The 18,568-nt window shown below is 67.6% G+C and carries 10 protein-coding genes; 8 read left to right on the plus strand and 2 right to left on the minus strand.

The features are described 5' to 3' along the window. Positions 1-665 precede the first annotated feature (665 nt). The 5 genes from GCU53_RS13200 (at position 666) to GCU53_RS13220 (ending at position 5,662) form a co-directional block, all read left to right on the plus strand. Complete coding sequence (locus GCU53_RS13200; RefSeq protein WP_152388024.1) at positions 666-1,451, plus strand: IclR family transcriptional regulator; 786 nt, start codon at positions 666-668, stop codon at positions 1,449-1,451. Continuing rightward, the gene (locus GCU53_RS13205; protein ID WP_152388025.1) at positions 1,448-2,413 is read left to right on the plus strand and encodes a 2-dehydro-3-deoxygalactonokinase; all 966 of its coding nucleotides are present in this window, start codon (positions 1,448-1,450) and stop codon (positions 2,411-2,413) included. The genes GCU53_RS13200 and GCU53_RS13205 overlap by 4 nt, the downstream gene beginning before the upstream one ends. Beyond that, positions 2,406-3,029, plus strand: coding sequence for a 2-dehydro-3-deoxy-6-phosphogalactonate aldolase (locus tag GCU53_RS13210; protein WP_152388026.1), 624 nt, complete (start codon positions 2,406-2,408; stop codon positions 3,027-3,029). The genes GCU53_RS13205 and GCU53_RS13210 overlap by 8 nt, the downstream gene beginning before the upstream one ends. A 72-nt stretch (positions 3,030-3,101) precedes the next feature. Beyond that, positions 3,102-4,250 (plus strand): galactonate dehydratase, encoded by a 1,149-nt coding sequence (gene dgoD, locus GCU53_RS13215; protein WP_131341830.1) that lies wholly within the window; start codon positions 3,102-3,104, stop codon positions 4,248-4,250. Positions 4,251-4,357: 107 nt separating this feature from the next. Then, the gene (locus tag GCU53_RS13220) at positions 4,358-5,662 is read left to right on the plus strand and encodes an MFS transporter (RefSeq protein ID WP_152388027.1); all 1,305 of its coding nucleotides are present in this window, start codon (positions 4,358-4,360) and stop codon (positions 5,660-5,662) included. 55 nt (positions 5,663-5,717) lie between these two features. Here the strand turns inward: GCU53_RS13220 and GCU53_RS13225 are convergent, their stop codons facing one another. Together GCU53_RS13225 and GCU53_RS13230 are read right to left on the minus strand one after the other, a co-directional pair. Beyond that, positions 5,718-8,306 carry a M10 family metallopeptidase C-terminal domain-containing protein gene (locus GCU53_RS13225; protein WP_152388028.1) on the minus strand — a complete coding sequence of 863 codons (2,589 nt, stop codon included), beginning with the start codon at positions 8,304-8,306 and terminating at the stop codon, positions 5,718-5,720. Positions 8,307-8,413: 107 nt separating this feature from the next. Beyond that, positions 8,414-8,683: a hypothetical protein gene (locus GCU53_RS13230; protein ID WP_152388029.1), complete on the minus strand. Its 270-nt coding sequence runs from the start codon at positions 8,681-8,683 to the stop codon at positions 8,414-8,416. A gap of 316 nt (positions 8,684-8,999) precedes the next feature. On the opposite strand from GCU53_RS13230, the gene GCU53_RS13235 reads away from it, so the two are divergent. The 3 genes from GCU53_RS13235 to GCU53_RS13245 all read left to right on the plus strand — a co-directional run bounded on the left by GCU53_RS13235 (position 9,000) and on the right by GCU53_RS13245 (position 18,298). Further along, on the plus strand, positions 9,000-11,570 hold the full coding sequence (locus GCU53_RS13235) for a M10 family metallopeptidase C-terminal domain-containing protein (RefSeq protein ID WP_152388030.1): 2,571 nt from the start codon (positions 9,000-9,002) through the stop codon (positions 11,568-11,570). Positions 11,571-12,513: 943 nt separating this feature from the next. Beyond that, positions 12,514-15,441 (plus strand): M10 family metallopeptidase C-terminal domain-containing protein, encoded by a 2,928-nt coding sequence (locus GCU53_RS13240; protein WP_244306756.1) that lies wholly within the window; start codon positions 12,514-12,516, stop codon positions 15,439-15,441. Between the two features lie 235 nt (positions 15,442-15,676). Beyond that, positions 15,677-18,298 carry a M10 family metallopeptidase C-terminal domain-containing protein gene (locus GCU53_RS13245; protein WP_152388031.1) on the plus strand — a complete coding sequence of 874 codons (2,622 nt, stop codon included), beginning with the start codon at positions 15,677-15,679 and terminating at the stop codon, positions 18,296-18,298. Positions 18,299-18,568 lie beyond the last annotated feature (270 nt).

Here is an 18,568-nt window from a genome sequence, read left to right on the forward strand (position 1 = left end):
CCGCGCGTCTTCGCAGGTGGTCAGAAGCCAGGCGTGGGCAAGGGGCAGCGTGCCGGCGTGGAGGAACGCATCCGCACGGCGTCGCTCGGGCGGGCGCAGATAGCCAGGGCACGGACAAGGGAGGAGAAGCGAGAGAATTCCGAAGACAAGGATGGGCAATACAGCATGTCAGTGAACCTTCTTATATTTATTCGAAGCCCTGAGGGGGTATTCCTCAGGCTTATTTCAAGGTAGAGCCGGACCAGCTCGGTCGACCGACGGGGCTCAGCGGCTGCAGCAGCGGCGCTTCAGGAGCGACTCCGCGCTATAGGCGCCTTGCCCTGCAGCGCTTCCTCGATGCGCAGCAGCTGGTTGTACTGGCCAACCCGGTCCGATTTCCCTTCTTGATCGCAGCCAGTCTGCGGAACAGCGCCTGGGCGCCCGGGGGAATGCTGTTGCCATGTCCTGGCATGAAAGCCTCGGGTGGATAAAACCTTAAACCAGCCATCAACATGTTTCAATATGTGAGATAAAATCCCATATATTGGGATATGGCATTCGGTTTTGCCCAGCGCCTCGACTATCCATTGACGTGTCTTTCAGATTTCCCAAAATATGGGATACACTCTCACATATTGAAATGATCAAAAATCCGGTTTAGTGTTTTCCCCATCAGGAGGCTTTCCATGCCCGAACACGACAACAGCATTCCCCCGGGCGCCCAGGCGCTGTTCCGCGGCCTGGCCGTGATCGACGCGGTGGCCCAGGGCGACACCAGTCTGCCGGCGATCGGCGCGCGGATCGGCTGCACCCGCAGCACCACGCACCGTCTGGCCGCGGCGCTGGTGCAGGCCGGCTATCTGCGCAGCACCCCGAACGGCTACCTGCTCGGCGCGCGGCTGATCGAGCTGGGCTTCAAGGCCCGCGAGCAGCTGCCCCTGGTCAAGCTCGCCCAGCCCCATCTGGAGCGTCTGTCGCAGCTGACTCAGGACACCATCCACCTCGGCGTGCGCGAGGGCGGCGACGTGCTCTACATCGAGAAGTTGCCCGGTACCCGAGGCCTGGAAATGCGCTCGCGGGTCGGCCTGCGCATGCCGCTGGCCCTCACCGGGGTCGGCAAGGCGCTGATGCTCGACCTGGACGAGGCCGCGTGGCACGCGCTGTACGAGGAAGGCTTGGCGCGCCGCGCCGGCCAGCCGGGGCTGCGCGAGCAGTTCACGCCCTGGGACGAGTACCGCGTGCAGATGCGCGAGTACGCCGCCGCCGGCAGCAGCTTCGACCTCGAGGAAAACGAACTGGGCGTGCGCTGCGTGGCGGCGCCGATCCGCGATGCCGGCGGCGCCATCGTCGCTGCGCTCAGCGTGACCGGTGCCATTCCCTTCATGCCGGAGGCGCGCCTGCGCGACCTGCGACCCGAGGCGATCGCCTGCGCCCGGGCCATCTCCCACGAACTGGGTTGGAGCCAACCATGAGCGACTCCGAAATTCCGCGTCTGATCGGCCTCGACTGGGGCACCTCCTCGCTGCGCGCCTACCTGCTGGGCGAGGGCGGCCGCGTGCTGGACCGCCGCGCCGAGCCCTGGGGCATCCAGCATGTGCCGGACGGCGACTTCGCCCGCGCCTTCGCCGCCCTGACCGGCGACTGGCGCGCCCGCTGGCCCGGCCTGCCGGCGCTGGCCGCCGGCATGATCGGCAGCGCCCAGGGCTGGCAGGAGGTGCCCTACGTGGAGTGCCCGGCCGATGCCGCGCGACTGGTCGGCGGCCTGCGGCGGATCGACAGCGGCGACGGCGGCAGCCTGCACCTGGTGCCCGGGGTGCTGGACGCCGGCGCACTGCCGAACGTCCTGCGCGGCGAGGAAACCCAGGTGTTCGGCGCCCTGCAGCTGGCCCCGGAACTGTCCGCCAGGGCCCTGCTGGTGCTGCCGGGCACCCACTCGAAATGGGCGGCCGTCGAAGACAGCGCTATCCGCCATTTCTCCACGTATATGACCGGTGAGCTGTTCGCCGTGCTGCGCGACCACTCGATCCTCGGCCGGCCGGCCCGGGCGCAGGGCAGCCGGCCGGCGCCGGACGCCTTCGCCCGCGGTCTCGAACTGGCCCGCGAGGGTGCCGTCGCCGGCCGCCTGTTCAGCGCCCGCAGCCTGGTGCTGACCGGCCGCCTGGCCGCCGAAGAAAGCCTCGACTACCTCTCCGGCCTGCTGATCGGCGAGGAGCTGCGCTGCGCCCTCGCCAGCCTCGACGGCGCCTGCCCGCCGCTGGTGCTGATCGGTGACGGGGCGCTGTGCCGGCGCTACCGCGAGGCCCTGCGACAGTTCGGCGTGGAGGACGTGCGCCTCCTCGAGGAGTCCGGCAGCGCCGGGCTCTGGCGGATCGCCGAGGCCGCCGGCCTGCTCGCCACCCCCGCCATCCCCACCTGGAGTACCGACTATGTTTGACGCCTGCATGCGCCAGCTGCCGCTGGTGGCCATCCTCCGCGGCATCACCCCCGAGGAGATCCTGCCGGTCGGGCAGGCCCTGTATGACGCCGGCTTTCGCCTGATCGAGGTCCCCCTGAACTCGCCGCAACCGCTGGAGAGCATCCGCCGGCTGGCCGCCGCGCTGGGCGAGCGCTGTCTGGTCGGCGCCGGCACCGTGCTCGAGGTGGCCCAGATCGAGGCGGTTGCCGCTGCCGGCGGCCGGCTGATCGTGATGCCGCACAGCGATGCGCGGCTGATCCGTGCGGCCAAGGCCGCCGGGCTGTTCTGCGCCCCCGGCGTGGCCACCCCGACCGAGGGCTTCGCCGCGCGGGAGGCCGGCGCCGACGCGCTCAAGCTGTTCCCCGCCGAGCAGTTCGGCCCGGCGGTGGTCAAGGCCTGGCGCGCGGTGTTCGCCCGCGACATCGTCCTGCTGCCGGTCGGCGGCATCGCTCCGGACAGCCTGCAGCCCTACCTCGACGCCGGCGCCAGCGGTTTCGGCCTGGGCTCGGCGCTGTACCAGCCGGGCCTGGGCGCCGCCGAGGTCGGGCAGCGGGCTGCGGCCTTCGTCGCCGCCTGGCGGCAGACGCAGGCCTGAAGCGATACCTCATACCCGGAATTTCCCGATCCCCCGGCAGGCCTGGCCTGCCCGCACAACAAGAGGCAAGTCATGAAGATCACCCGACTGACCACCCATATCGTGCCGCCGCGCTGGCTGTTCCTGAAGGTCGAGACCGACGAGGGCATCGTCGGCTGGGGCGAGCCGATCGTCGAAGGCCGCGCGCACAGCGTGGCGGCAGCCGTCGCGGAACTGGCCGACTACCTGGTCGGCAAGGACCCGCGGCTGATCGAGGACCACTGGAACGTGCTCTACCGCGCCGGCTTCTACCGCGGCGGCCCGATCCACATGAGCGCCCTGGCCGGTATCGACCAGGCCCTCTGGGACATCAAGGGCAAGGCGCTCGGCGTGCCGGTGCATGCGCTGCTCGGCGGCCAGTGCCGCGAGCGCATCAAGGTGTATTCGTGGATCGGCGGCGACCGCCCGGCCGACGTCGCCCGCGCCGCCCGCGAGGTGGTCGGCCGCGGCTTCACCGCCGTGAAGATGAACGGCACCGAGGAGCTGCAGTTCGTCGACTCCTACGCCAAGATCGACGCGGCGGTGGCCAACGTGGCGGCGGTGCGCGAGGCGGTGGGGCCGGACATCGGCATCGGCGTGGACTTCCACGGCCGGGTGCACAAGCCGATGGCCAAGATCCTGGCCAGGGAGCTGGAGCCGTACCGGCTGATGTTCATCGAGGAGCCGGTGCTCAGCGAGAACTACGAGGCGCTGCGCGACATCCGCGAGCACACCTCGACGCCCATCGCCCTCGGCGAGCGGCTGTTCTCGCGCTGGGACTTCAAGCGGGTGCTGGCCGACGGCTTCGTCGACATCATCCAGCCCGACCCCTCGCATTCCGGCGGCATCACCGAGACGCGCAAGATCGCCGCCATGGCCGAGGCCTACGACGTCGCCCTGGCGCTGCACTGCCCGCTGGGACCGATCGCCCTGGCCGCCAACCTGCAACTGGACGCGGTCTGCTACAACGCCTTCATCCAGGAGCAGAGCCTGGGCATCCACTACAACGAGAGCAACGACATCCTCGACTACCTGGCCAAGCCGGAAGTCTTCGCCTACCGCGACGGCTTCGTCGACATCCCCCAGGGGCCGGGGCTCGGCATCGAGGTCAACGAGGACTACGTGCGCGAGCGCGCGGAGGTCGGCCACCGCTGGCGCAACCCGGTCTGGCGCCACGCCGACGGCAGCGTCGCCGAGTGGTAAGTCCGGTCGCGGCGCGCCGGCGCGTCTGAGACCACCGGCGGCCGCCGCTTTCCCTCACTGCAAGGACGCTCTCCGGCGCTTGCCGCCGGGAGTGCAGGTCAAACGCCATGCATAACAACAATACGGCCGTGGCCTACGGCCAGGCTCCGTCGCGCTCGCGTTTCTTCATCATGCTGCTGCTGTTCGTCACCGTGGTGATCAACTACCTGGACCGCAGCAACCTCGCCATCGCCGCACCGCTGTTGTCCCGCGACCTGGGCATCGACCCGGTGCAGATGGGTCTGGTGCTCTCCGCCTTCGGCTGGACCTACGCCGCCATGCAGATCCCCGGCGGCTGGCTGGTCGACCGAGTGCCGCCGCGGGCACTCTACGCCCTGGCCATCGGCCTGTGGTCGCTGGCCACCCTGTTGCTCGGCTGGGTCGGCAGCTTCGTCGGCCTGTTCTTCCTGCGTCTGGCGGTCGGCGCGCTGGAGGCGCCGTCCTACCCGATCAACAATCGCGTGGTCACCACCTGGTTTCCGGAAAGCGAGCGGGCCTCGGCAATCGGCTTCTACACCTCCGGGCAGTTCGTCGGCCTGGCCTTTCTTACCCCGCTGCTGATCTACCTGCAGCAGACCTTCGGCTGGCAGATGGTGTTCTTCATCACCGGCGGCATCGGCGTCATTTGGGCGCTGGTCTGGTATGCGGTCTACCGCGAGCCCGCCGATTTCCGTGCCACCAATGATGCTGAATTGGCGCTGATCCGCGAGGGCGGCGGTCTGGTCGACCTGGGGCAGCGCAAGCCCCGGGACCGACGCTTCGACTGGGGGGATCTGCGGTTTGTGCTGAGCAAGCGCAAGCTTTGGGGCCTGTACCTCGGCCAGTACGCGCTGACCTCGACCCTGTGGTTCTTCCTCACCTGGTTCCCCACCTACCTGGTGCAGTACCGCGGACTGGACTTCATCAAGGCCGGCGTCCTCGGCTCGCTGCCGTTCCTCGCCGCCTTCTGCGGGGTGATCTGCTCGGGCCTCGTCTCCGACTGGCTGGTGCGCCGCGGCCTATCCCTGGGCCTGGCGCGCAAGATGCCGATCATCGGCGGCCTCTTGATCTCCACCAGTATCATCGGCGCCAACTACGTGGAATCGCCTGGCGCGATCATCTTCTTCCTCGCCTTGGCGTTCTTCGGCAACGGCCTGGCCTCGATCACCTGGTCGCTGGTCTCGGCACTGGCGCCGGAGCGGCTGCTCGGTCTGACCGGCGGGGTGTTCAACTTCATCGGCAACCTGTCCGCGGTCAGCGTGCCGATCGTCATCGGCCTTCTGGTGCAGGGTGACGACTTCACCCCGGCGATCACCTACATCGCCGCCATGGCCCTCTTGGGCGCGCTCTGCTACGGCGTGGTGGTCGGCAAGGTCGAGCGGATTCGCGAGTAGGGCCATCGGGCCGGCTGCCGGAGGGCAGCCGGTCGATGGCCTCCGTGAAGGGCGGTCAGGCCGCCTGGTCGGTCTGCAGCTCGGTGGTGCCGAGCAGTTCGAGCTGGAGGGCGTCGAAGGCGATGTCGGTCGCGGAGAGGCGGTCGACGAGGTTGCCGTCCAGGGCGATCTCGAAGTGGTTGCCCTCGGCGCCGGCCTCGCGGTCCTTGAGATAGGTCTTGGTGCCATCCTCGTTCAGCAGCAGGGCGAGGGTGCCGTTGTAGCCGTTGCCCAGGCCGCTGTAGCCGAGGGTGGAAAGGTCGAGCAGATCTTCACCGTGGGTGAAGTCGGTGATGTCGTCGACCCGGCTCACCCCGGTCTCGTAGTTGCGGAAGCTGTCCAGCCGCTCGCTGAAGCGGAACAGGTCCGCGCCGCTGCCGCCGGTCAGGCTGTCGCGCCCGGCGCCGCCGTCGAGCAGATCGTCGCCGTCGCCGCCGTCGAGCAGATCGCGTCCCGCTCCGCCGAGCAGCTCCTCGTTCATGGCGCTGCCGGACAGCTGGTCGTTGCCGCTGCTGCCCTGCAGTGCCTGGCGCTCGAGGATCAGCTGCGTCTCGCCGAGGCTCGCGAAATTCCCCTTCAGGGCGATCTCGAAGCGCCGGCCGTCGGCATCCGTGTCGAAGTTCTTGAGATAGGTGCGGCTGCCTTCGTCGTTGGTCCACAGCAGCAGGGTGCCGTTGTGGCCGTCGCCCAGGCCGCTGAAGCCCAGGGCTCCGAGATCGATGCGGTCCTCACTCGGGTCGAAGTCGGTGATCAGGTCGGAAAAGTTGTCGTCGGCGTTCTGGTAGCTGTCGGTCAGGCTGGTGAAGCGGAACACGTCGGCGCCCTCGCCGCCGCCGAGCTGGTCGCGCCCCTGGCCACCGACCAGCGTGTCGCTGCCGACGCCGCCGTTCAGCAGGTCGTTGCCCAGGCCACCGGTGAGGTTGTCGCTGCCGCTGCCGCCGTCGAGGCTTTCCGTCGCCGCGCTGCCGAGCAGGTTGTCGTCGCCCTCGCTGCCGGTGACGGCCTTAGGCTTGAAGGTCAGGTTGCTGCCGTCGAGCCGGCCGACGAGGTTGCCTTCCAGGGCAAGCATGAAGGAGCGGCCGTCGGCATCCGTCTCATGGCTTCTCAGGTAGGTGCGGCTGCCGTCGCTGCTGGTCATCACCGCCAGGGTGCCGCCGTAGCCGTCGCCCAGGCCGCTGAAGCCGAGCCCGGCGAGGTCGATACGATCCTGCGCGGCATCGAAGTCGAGGAGCAGGTCGGTGAGGTTGCTGCTGGCGGTGTAGTAGCTGTCCTGGATCGCCGCGAAGCGGAAGGTGTCGGCGCCCGCGCCGCCGCTCAGGTGATCGCTGCCGATGCCGCCCTCGAGGAGGTCGTTGCCGGCATCGCCGGCCAGCAGGTCGTGGCCGCTGCCGCCCAGCAGCAGGTCGGCGACCGGCGTGCCGAACAACTGGTCATGGCCGGTGCCGCCCTCGATCAGCTGATAGGCGTCGCCGGCGCTGCCGGAGAATTTCGAATAGGTTCCCGAGAGCTGCACGATCCCGCGCTGGATGCCGCTGACAGCGTTGTCGCCGACGATGCTGTAGTCGGTGCCATCGGCGCGCTCCAGCACACCGAAGGTGGAGTTGGCCGAGCCGACGATGGTGTTGCCTTCGACCGTGACGTGCTGCGTCTCGTAGTAGTGGCCGGACGCCCCGGTGGTGTCGTCGTAGGCATCCAGGAGGATTTCCGCGTTGATGCCGGCCTGCGCGTTGTCGTGGATATGGTTGTCGAGGATCTGCACATTCTCGGCGCCCTGCACGCGCACCCCCGCCGCGCCGTTGTTGTAGATCTCCGCTTCCTGCAGGGTGACGTCGGTGCTCATCTTGATCAGCACGCCTTCCATGCCGTTGTCATGGAAGGCGCCGCCTTCGATCAGGATGTTGTAGGGCAGCGCCCGGTCTTCCGAGTTGCGCTGGACCACCAGGCCGTTGGCGCCGTTGCCGTAGGCCACGTTGTTGCGGAACACGATGTCATGGCTGCTGGTGGTGATGTTGAAGCCATGACGGCCGTTGTTGTAGGAGAGGTTGTTCTCGAAGGTGCTGTCGATCTGGAAGTCGGCGACGAAGCCGTCCTTGCCGTTGCCGTGGGCGACACTGTCGCGGATCGTCAGGTTGATGGTCTGCTCGTGGGGATCGAAAGCATAGCGCGACACCTCGCGGATCTCCACCCGCTCGACCATGACGTTGTAGTCCGCACCGTCCTCCTCGGGGATATAGCCGGTATAGAAGCCGTCGACCTCGTCCGAGGTGTTGTCCTGGTTGCCGTCGATGGTCAGGTCGCTGATGCCGTAATCGTGGGTCTGCTCGCCGTTGGCCGAGCGGATGATGCCGGTGAGCTTCTGGTCCCAGCCGTCGACCAGCTTGATGACCGTCTGGCCCATGCCGGCGCCGGCCATATAAACGTTGCTCTTGATCATCAGGGCGCCGTCCGAGGCCTCGTCGCCGCCGCTGACCCGGTATTCGCCGGCCGGCAGGTAGACGGTGCCGCCCCCTGCCTTGTAGGCAGCATCGATTGCCGCCTGGATGGCATCCGTATCGTCGGTATTGCCATCGCCTTTTGCTCCGTACTCCTTGACGTTGAATTCCACCTACTTCGCTTCCGTATGCAAATTGCGCAGCCGAGCGCGGTTGAGGAAGTGAGGCAGGGAAGGCCGGCTGCCCGAACAGGCCATCCCCGCCTCCGGCATCGTCACGGCTATTCGACCGTGCACTCGAAGGCGCGTCCGAAGACGTCCTGTTCCTGAATGAGCATGGAAAACGCTTCGGTGAAGCGAGTCGATGAGATGCCGGGAATTGGGACTAACGTACAAAAAATTAGTTCGCAAACGAACAATAAGGAGGCTTTGAGCCGGGTATTCACTCCTTCGGCAGGCAGTTGGGCAGAGGCGATGATGTGCTGGCGATCCGGCTCCAGGCCTGATCGTACAAGGGACGGGCCGGAGCGCGTCTGGCTGGCGCTGCTCACGGGCGGCTCCTGCAGCCGGGACAGGGTTTAAAAAGCCTATTGGTGAACCAGTTCTCATATTAAAAATGCATCTTTAATTCCATAAAGAACTAAAAAACACTTCAATAGTCGGAGGCGCACGGCAACGCGTCGACCAGTGTCGCTGGAGTTCCTTCCACGCCCACTCAGGGAGGGGCCAGCCGCGCTTTTCAAGCGCAGGGGTCGAGTAGTCGCGACGATGCCGGAGGCAGGGATGGCTTGTTCGGGCAGTCGGCTTTTCCTGCCTCACTTCCTCAAAAGCGCTCGGCTGCGCAATTTGCATACGGAAGCGAAATAGATGGAATTCAACGTTAAGGACTTTGGTGCGAAGGGAGATGGAAGAACGGATGACACGGATGCCATCCAGGCGGCAATCAATGCCGCTTACAAGGCCGGTGGCGGGACGGTGTACCTGCCGGCCGGCGAATACCGGGTCAGCGGGGGGGACGAGGCCTCGGACGGCGCCCTGATGATCAAAAGCAACGTTTATATGGCCGGCGCCGGCATGGGCCAGACCGTCATCAAGCTGGTCGACGGCTGGGACCAGAAGCTCACCGGCATCATCCGCTCGGCCAACGGCGAGGAAACCCACAACTACGGCATCAGCGACCTGACCATCGACGGCAACCAGGACAACACCTCGGGCGAAGTCGACGGCTTCTATACCGGTTATATCCCCGAGGAGGATGGTGCGGACTACAACGTCACCGTCGAGCGGGTGGAGATCCGCGAGGTGTCCCGCTACGGCTTCGACCCCCACGAGCAGACCATCAACCTGACGATCCGCGACAGCGTCGCCCACGACAACGGCAAGGACGGCTTCGTCGCCGACTTCCAGATCGACAGCACCTTCGAGAACAACGTCTCCTACAACAACGGTCGCCACGGCTTCAACGTCGTCACCAGCAGCCACGACATCGTCCTGCGCAACAACGTCGCCTACGGCAACGGCGCCAACGGTCTGGTGGTCCAGCGCGGTTCGGAAGACCGCAGCTTCGTCTACAACGTCCAGATCGAGGGCGGTTCCTACTACGGCAACGGCCAGGAAGGCGTGCTCATCAAGATGAGCAACAACGTCAGCCTGCAGGGCGCCGAAATCTACGACAACGGTACTGCCGGGGTGCGCGTGCAGGGCGGCGTGAACGTGCAGATCCTCGACAACTACATCCACGACAACGCGCAGAGCGGCATCAACGCGGAAGTCCTCCTGGAAGCCTACGACGACTTCGACGGCGCCTCCGGCGACCATTACGTCTCGAAGTACATCACGGTCCAGGGCAACACCATCGTCGGTTCGGCCAACTCCACCTTCGGCGTACTGGAGCGCGCCGACGGCACCGACTACAGCACCGTCGCCAACAACGGCGTCAGCGGCATCCAGCGCGGGATCGTGCAGCTCTCGGGGACGCACTCGAAATTCTCCGGCAGCGCCGGCGACGCGTATCAGCTGATCGACGGCGGCAGCGGCCACGACCTGCTGCTCGGCACACCGATCGCCGACCTGCTGCTGGGCGGCAGCGGTAACGACCTCCTGGTCGGCGATGCCGGCAACGACATCCTCGAGGGCGGCATCGGCAGCGACCGGCTGAGCGGCGGCGAGGGCGCCGACACCTTCCGCTTCGCGGCGATCCAGGACAGCTACTACACCGCCAGCAGCAACCTCACCGACCTGCTCCTCGACTTCGACGCCGGGCAGGACCGCATCGATCTCGCCGGGCTCGGCTTCAGCGGCCTGGGCAACGGCTACGGCGGCACCCTGGCGGTGGTGACCAACAGCGACGGCAGCCGCACCTACCTGAAGAGCTACGAGAGGGACGCCGATGGCCGCTCCTTCTCGCTCACCCTGGAAGGCAACCTCGTCGGCCGGCTCGACGGCAGCAACCTGACCTTCAAGCTCAAGGCCGTCACCGGCAGCGAGGGCGACGACAGCCTGCTCGGCAGCGCGGCGGCGGAAACCCTCGACGGCGGCAGCGGCAGCGACAACCTCGTCGGTGGCCTGGGCAACGACCTGCTGAACGGCGGCGCCGGCAACGACATTCTGAGCGGCGGTCAGGGACGCGACCAGCTCAGCGGCGGCGAGGGCGCGGACGTGTTCCGCTTCACCAGCCTGACCGACAGCTACCAGAACGCGGGGGACAACTTCGCCGACCTGATCACCGACTTCGATCCGAGCGAGGACCGCATCGACCTCGGCGGACTGGGCTTCAGCGGCCTGGGCGACGGCCACAACGGCACCCTGCTGCTGTGGGTCAACAGCGAAGGCACCCGCACCTATCTCAAGAACTTCGACACGGATGCCGACGGCCGGCGCTTCGAGATCGCCCTGGAAGGAAACTTCTCCTCCCTGAGCGAGACGCAGCTGATCCTCGAGCGCCAGGCGCTGAAAGGCAGCAGCGACAACGACCAACTGTCCGGCAGCGCCATGGACGAGGAGTTGCTCGGCGGCGAGGGGCGCGACCTCCTCGACGGCGGCGACGGAGACGATCTGCTCGACGGCGGCGCCGGGCGCGACAACCTGACCGGCGGCAGCGGCGCGGACGTGTTCCGCTTCAGCGAGCGGCTGGACAGCTTCCGCAACTACGAGACCGGGGTGAGCCAAGTCGACTACATCACCGACTTCACCCCCGGTGAAGATCTGATCGACCTTTCCGCGCTCGGCTACAGTGGTCTGGGCAACGGCTATAATGGCACCCTGATGGTACTGGTGAACACGGAGGGAACCAGGACCTACCTCAAGGATCGCGAGAGCGATGCGGACGGCAACCGTTTCGAGATCACCCTGGAAGGCAACCATCTCGATCAGCTCTCCAGCGACGACTTCATCTTCACCAACCTCGAAGTGATCGGCAGCAGCTCGCAGGCTGCCTGACACGGTCTGGCCTGGGCGTGCCCAGGCCAGACATCCACCCAGCCGTCGGCAGCCATGCCAGTTGCCGACGACTGGACGAACCGATCTGCTCTTCCTCCAGTCTGACCCCTTGAAACGCGTGGGTCGTTTCAATCGAGCGCCCTCCGTCCCTGCAACAGGGCCGGACAGTCGCGTTGACACCAGAGACGGGAAAAGCTTGTTCGGGTAGTCGTCTCTTCCTACTCCATTCCGGATAGGCAGCGTTCCGCTGCGTATCACTGGGTCAGGAAGTGGATCTATGGATTGCATGGTCAAGGATTTCGCAGTACCGGGGGATCGCGCCACCGACGATCGGGTGGCCAGGCAGGCGGCGTCCGACGCCGCCCGGGTGACGGGAGACATCCACACGCCACCTGGCGGATGCCGTAGCGCCCGGCCAATCGAGGCCCGGGCACTGCCGACTTTCACGACTCCGTCGCGCACAACGAGGCCTCCTGCGGCAGGACCGCGGCTGCGGCGGCCGTGCGTGGTCCGGAAAGTCCCACTCATCCGAACGACACCCCGATCGAGGGCGGCGCCGCCGACGAGGACGCGCCGAGTCTGAACCACTCGCGTCACGACAATGCGCAGGACGGGCCTGCCGAGCATCGGCCCGCGGCCTCGTGCCGCCTGTGCCCGGGCATCCGGCCATTGCCGCACGCAACCGAACGGCCGGGTCGCCGACCCGGCCAGCTTCCACCGCGATTACCACAGGAGCGCATCAACGACAGGAGCGACTACAGCAAACGGCATCAGTAGTACGCAGGCACACCCGCGCTGCTCCAGGGATTCGAAATCGGCAGTGACCAGCAGCGGACGTCGAGGGGGCCGAAGGCAACACGGCAGTTTCCGAAGTACCCGGTAGCGGACAACCACACCCGGTTGGGGCTACTGCGACACCAACGACAACACGAGGGATTCCGAGATGGCTACCGAAGGCAACGACCTGCTGTATGGCACCGAAGTCGGCGAGGAGATCACCGGCGGAGGCGGCGACGACCGCCTGTACGGCTTTGGCGGCAACGATGTACTTGACGGCGGCGCCGGACGCGACCGCCTGACCGGCGGCCTGGATGCCGACATCTTCCGCTTCAGCCTGCGCGAGGACAGCCACCGCTCGGCGGCGGGCACCTTCAGCGACCAGATCCTCGACTTCGACCCGACCCAGGACAAGATCGACGTCTCGGCGCTCGGCTTCACCGGACTGGGCAACGGCTACGCCGGCACCCTGGCGGTGACCACCAGCGCCGACGGCACCCGCACCTACCTCAAGAGCTACGAGGTGGACGCCCAGGGCCGCTCCTTCGAGATCAGCCTGCAGGGCAACCATGCCGCCGCGCTGTCGGCCGACAACATCATCTTCGGCGCGGCCATTCCGGTCGACCCCAACACCCAGGGGCAGCCGGTCGTGGGCACCGATCTCGGCGAGGAACTGCACGGCACCCTGGGCGGCGAGGAGATCCTCGGCGCAGGCGGCGACGACCGCCTGTTCGGCTACGCCGGCAACGATGTGCTCGACGGCGGCGCCGGGCGCGACAAGCTGACCGGCGGCGAGGGCGGCGACACCTTCCGCTTCGGCCTGCGCGAGGACAGCCACCGCTCGGCGGCGGGGACCTTCAGCGACCAGATCCTCGACTTCGATCCGACCCAGGACCGGATCGACGTCTCGGCGCTCGGCTTCACCGGGCTGGGCAACGGCTACGCCGGCACCCTGGCGGTGACCACCAACGCCGACGGCTCGCGCACCTACCTCAAGAGCTACGAGGCCGATGCCCAGGGGCGGACCTTCGAGGTCAGCCTGAACGGCAATCATGCCGCCACCCTGTCCGCCGGCAACATCGTCTTCGGGGCGGCCCTGCCGGTCGATCCCAACGTCGAGGGAACGCCGGTGGTCGGCACGGATCTCGACGACGAGCTGCACGGCACCCTGGCCGGCGAGCAGATCCTCGGCGGCGGCGGCGCCGACCGCCTGTACGGCTACGCCGGCAACGATGTGCTCGACGGCGGCGCCGGACGCGACAAGCTGAGCGGCGGCGAGGGCGCCGACACCTTCCGCTTCGGCCTGCGCGAGGACAGCCACCGCTCGCCGACGGGCACTCTCAGCGACCAGATCCTCGACTTCGACCCCAATCAGGACAGGATCGATGTCTCGGCGCTGGGCTTCATCGGCCTGGGCAACGGCTACGCCGGCACCCTGGTGGTCTCGACCAATGCCGCCGGCACGCGCACCTACCTCAAGAGCTACGAGGCGGACGCCCAGGGGCGGACCTTCGAGGTGGCCCTGGACGGCAACCATACCGCCACGCTGTCTGCGGCCAACATCGTCTTCGCCGCGCCCACCCCGGTCGATCCCAGCGTCGAAGGGACGCCCATCGTCGGCACCGATCTCGACGAGGATCTGCACGGCACCCTGGTCGGCGAGGAAATCAGCGGCGCAGGCGGGGCCGACCGCCTGTACGGCTATGGCGGCGCCGACGTACTCGACGGCGGCGCCGGGCGCGACAAGCTGAGCGGCGGCGAGGGCGCCGACACCTTCCGCTTCGGCCTGCGCGAGGACAGCCACCGCTCGGCGGCGGGCACCTTCAGCGACCAGATCCTCGACTTCGATCCGACCCAGGACAAGATCGACGTCTCGGCACTGGGCTTCACCGGACTGGGCAACGGCTACGCCGGCACCCTGGCGGTGACCACCAACGCCGACGGCTCGCGCACCTACCTCAAGAGCTACGAGGCGGACGCCCAGGGGCGGACCTTCGAGGTCAGCCTGCAGGGCAACCATACCGCCGCGCTGTCGGCCGACAACGTCATCTTCGGCGCGCCCCTGCCGGTCGATCCCAACGTCGAGGGGGCGCCGGTGGTCGGCAGCGATCTCAACGACGAGCTGCACGGCACCCTGGCCGGCGAGCAGATCCTCGGCGGCGGCGGCGCCGACCGCCTGTTCGGCTACGCCGGCAACGACCTGCTCGACGGCGGCGCCGGGCGCGACAAGCTGAGCGGCGGCGAGGGCGCCGACACCTTCCGCTTCGGCCTGCGCGAGGACAGCCACCGCTCGGCGGCGGGCACCTTCAGCGACCAGATCCTCGACTTCGATCCGACCCAGGACAAGATCGACGTCTCGGCGCTGGGCTTCACCGGGCTGGGCAACGGCTACGCCGGCACCCTGGCGGTGACCACCAACGCCGACGGCTCGCGTACCTACCTCAAGAGCTACGAGGCCGATGCCGAGGGGCGGACCTTCGAGGTCAGCCTGGACGGCAACCATGCCGCCACCCTGTCCGCCGGCAACATCGTCTTCGGGGCGGCCCTGCCGGTCGATCCCAACGTCGAGGGGGCACCGGTGATCGGCACGGATCTCGACGACGAGCTGCACGGCACCCTGGGCAGCGAGCAGATCCTCGGCGGCGGCGGGGCCGACCGGCTGTACGGCTATGCCGGCAACGACGTGCTCGATGGCGGCGCCGGGCGCGACAAGCTGAGCGGCGGCGAGGGCGCCGACACCTTCCGTTTCAGCCTGCGCGAGGACAGTCACCGCTCGCCGACGGGGACCTTCAGCGACCAGATCCTCGACTTCGATGCCAGCCAGGACAGGATCGACGTGTCGGCGCTGGGCTTCACCGGCCTGGGCAACGGCTACGGCGGCACCCTGGTGGTCTCGACCAGTGCCGACGCCACCCGCACCTACCTCAAGAGCTACGATGCGGACGCCCAGGGCCGGACCTTCGAGGTGGCCCTGGACGGCAACCATAGCGCCACGCTCTCGGCCGGCAACATCGTCTTCGCCGGAGCGGCCCCGGTGGCCACCGAGCTCGAGGTGATCGGCAGCAGCGGTGTGCCGGACGACCAGATCGTCTGAGACGGCGGCTCCCGCGAACGGCAACCCCGCCGTTCGCGGGATGAATCCTTCCAACCCTTATCCACGGCAACGCATGGAACGTTTTGCTCGAGCGCCTTCGCGGAGCTGGTCCGGAAATCGCCGCAGGCGCCATGCGCAAGGACCGGGCAATCGCATCAGAGGCCGGAGCGGGGGCTTTCCCCGTTCCACTTTCCAAGCGGCTTCGGCTGCCTCATACGGGATCGGGAAGCGAAACATGGATTACAACGTCAAGGATTTCGGAGCACTGGGCGATGGCGTCACCGACGATCGGGTCGCCATCCAGGCGGCGATCGACGCCGCTTACGCATCGGGCGGCGGCACCGTCCACCTGCCACCCGGCGAGTACCGGGTCAGCGCCGCCGGGGAGCCTTCCGACGGCTGCCTGCTGCTCAGGGACGGCGTCTACCTGGCCGGCGCCGGCATGGGCGAAACGGTGATCAAGCTGGTCGACGGCTCGGCTGCGAAGATCACCGGCATGGTCCGCTCGGCCTTTGCCGAGGAAACCCACAATTTCGGCATGCGCGACCTGACCCTCGACGGCAACCGCGCCAGCACCACCGGCAAGGTCGACGGCTGGTTCAACGGCTATGCCCCCGGTCAGCCGGGAGTCAACACCAACGTCACCATCGAGCGGGTCGAGGTCCGCGAGATGTCCGGCTACGGCTTCGACCCCCACGAGCAGACCATCAACCTGGTGCTGCGCGACAGCGTGGCCCACCACAACGGTCTCGACGGTTTCGTCGCCGACTACCAGATCGACGGGATCTTCGAGAACAACGTCGCCTACGCCAACGACCGCCACGGCTTCAACATCGTCACCAGCACCAACGACTTCGTCATGCGCAACAACGTCGCCTACGGCAACGGCGGCAACGGCGTGGTGCTGCAGCGGGGTTCGGAAAACCTTCCTCATCCCAACAATATCCTGATCGAGGGCGGCGCCTACTACGACAACGCCCTGGAAGGCGTGCTGATCAAGATGAGCAACAACGTCACCCTGCAGGGTGCCGACATCTACGGCAACGGCTCCGCCGGGGTGCGCGCCTACGGTGCCGAGGGGACACAGATCCTCAACAACCAGATCCACGACAATGCGCAGACCGTCGCCGCCCCGGAAGTGCTCCTGCAGTCCTACGACGATACCCTCGGCGTGTCCGGCAACTACTACACGACGCTGAACAGCCGGGTCGAGGGCAACACCATCACCGGCTCGGCCAACGCCACCTACGGCGTGCAGGAGCGCAACGACGGCACCAACTTCAGCAGCGTCGTCAACAACACCATCAACGGCGTGCAGAAGCCCATCCAGCTGTACGGCGCGAACTCGACGGTGTCCGGCACCTCCAGCGAGCCGCCGCAGGGAACCGCCGGCAACGACGTGCTGGTCGGCAGCGACGCCGGCGAGCAGATCAGCGGCGGGGCCGGTGCCGACCGCCTGGACGGCGGCGCCGGCGACGACGTGCTCAACGGTGGCGCCGACCGCGACCGGCTGACCGGCGGGGCCGGTGCCGACACCTTCGTCTTCTCCGCCCGCGAGGACAGCCACCGCTCGCCGCTGGGCACCTTCAGCGACCAGATCCTCGACTTCGACCCGACCCAGGACAGGATCGACGTCTCGGCGCTCGGCTTCACCGGGCTGGGCAACGGCTACGCCGGCACCCTGGCGGTGACCACCAGCGCCGACGGCATGCGCACCTACCTCAAGAGCTACGAGGCGGACGCCCAGGGCCGCTCCTTCGAGATCAGCCTGCAGGGCAACCATGCCGCCGCGCTCTCTGCGGGCAACATCCTGTTCGCCGCGCCCACTCCGGTCGATCCCAGCGTCGAAGGGACGCCAATCGTCGGCACCGAGCTCGACGACCAACTGCACGGTACCCTGGTCGGTGAGGAGATCCTCGGCGCGGGCGGCGCCGACCGCCTGTACGGCTATGGCGGCGCCGACCTGCTCGACGGCGGCGCCGGACGCGACAAGCTGAGCGGCGGCGAGGGCGCCGACACCTTCCGCTTCGGCCTGCGCGAGGACAGCCACCGCTCGGCGGCAGGCACCTTCAGCGACCGGATCCTCGACTTCGATGCCAGCCAGGACAAGATCGACGTCTCGGCGCTCGGCTTCAGCGGGCTGGGCAACGGCTACGCCGGTACCCTGGCGGTGACCACCAATGCCGACGGCTCGCGCACCTATCTCAAGAGCTACGAGGTCGATGCCGAGGGGCGGACCTTCGAGGTGGCCCTGGACGGCAACCACGCCGCCACGCTGTCGGCCGACAACATCATCTTCGGTGCGCCCGTCCCGGTCGATCCCAATGTCGAGGGGACGCCGGTGATCGGCACGGATCTCGACGACCAGTTGCACGGCACCAGCGCCAGCGAGCAGATCCTCGGCGGGAGCGGGGCCGACCGGCTATACGGCTACGCCGGCAACGACGTGCTCGACGGCGGCGCCGGACGCGACAAGCTGAGTGGCGGCGAGGGCGCCGACACCTTCGTCTTCTCCGCCCGCGAGGACAGCCACCGCTCGCCGCTGGGCACCTTCAGCGACCAGATCCTCGACTTCGATGCCGGCCAGGACCGGCTCGACGTGTCGGCACTGGGCTTCACCGGCCTGGGCAACGGCTATGGCGGCACCCTGATGGTCTCGACCAACGCCGAGGGCAGCCGCACCTACCTCAAGAGCTACGATGCGGACGCCCAGGGCCGGACCTTCGAGGTGGCCCTGGACGGCAACCATGCGGCCACGCTCTCGGCCGACAACATCGTCTTCGCCGGGGATGTCCCGGTGGCCACCGAGCTCGAGGTGATCGGCAGCAGCGGCGTGCCGGACGATCAGATCGTCTGATGCGGCGCTCCCGACCGTCGGCAAGTGCACCGCTCGCCGACGGCCGGGCGAACCGACGGAGGTTGTCCCACTCTCACCGACAGAGGCGTGTGGGCCGTTTCTCTTGAGTGTCTTCCCGGCGTTTCGGAAGACCGCCACAGGTGTACTGAGCTACGGCCAGGCAGTCGCATCGAGACCGGAGACGGGAAAGGCCTGCTCGAGCAGTCGTCTCTTCCCGCTCCACTTTCCAGGCAGCTGCGGCTGCTCCACTTGGAATCGGGAAGCGGATTC

The sequence above is a fragment of the Azotobacter salinestris genome, assembly GCF_009363155.1.
Taxonomy (GTDB): Bacteria; Pseudomonadota; Gammaproteobacteria; order Pseudomonadales; family Pseudomonadaceae; genus Azotobacter; species Azotobacter salinestris.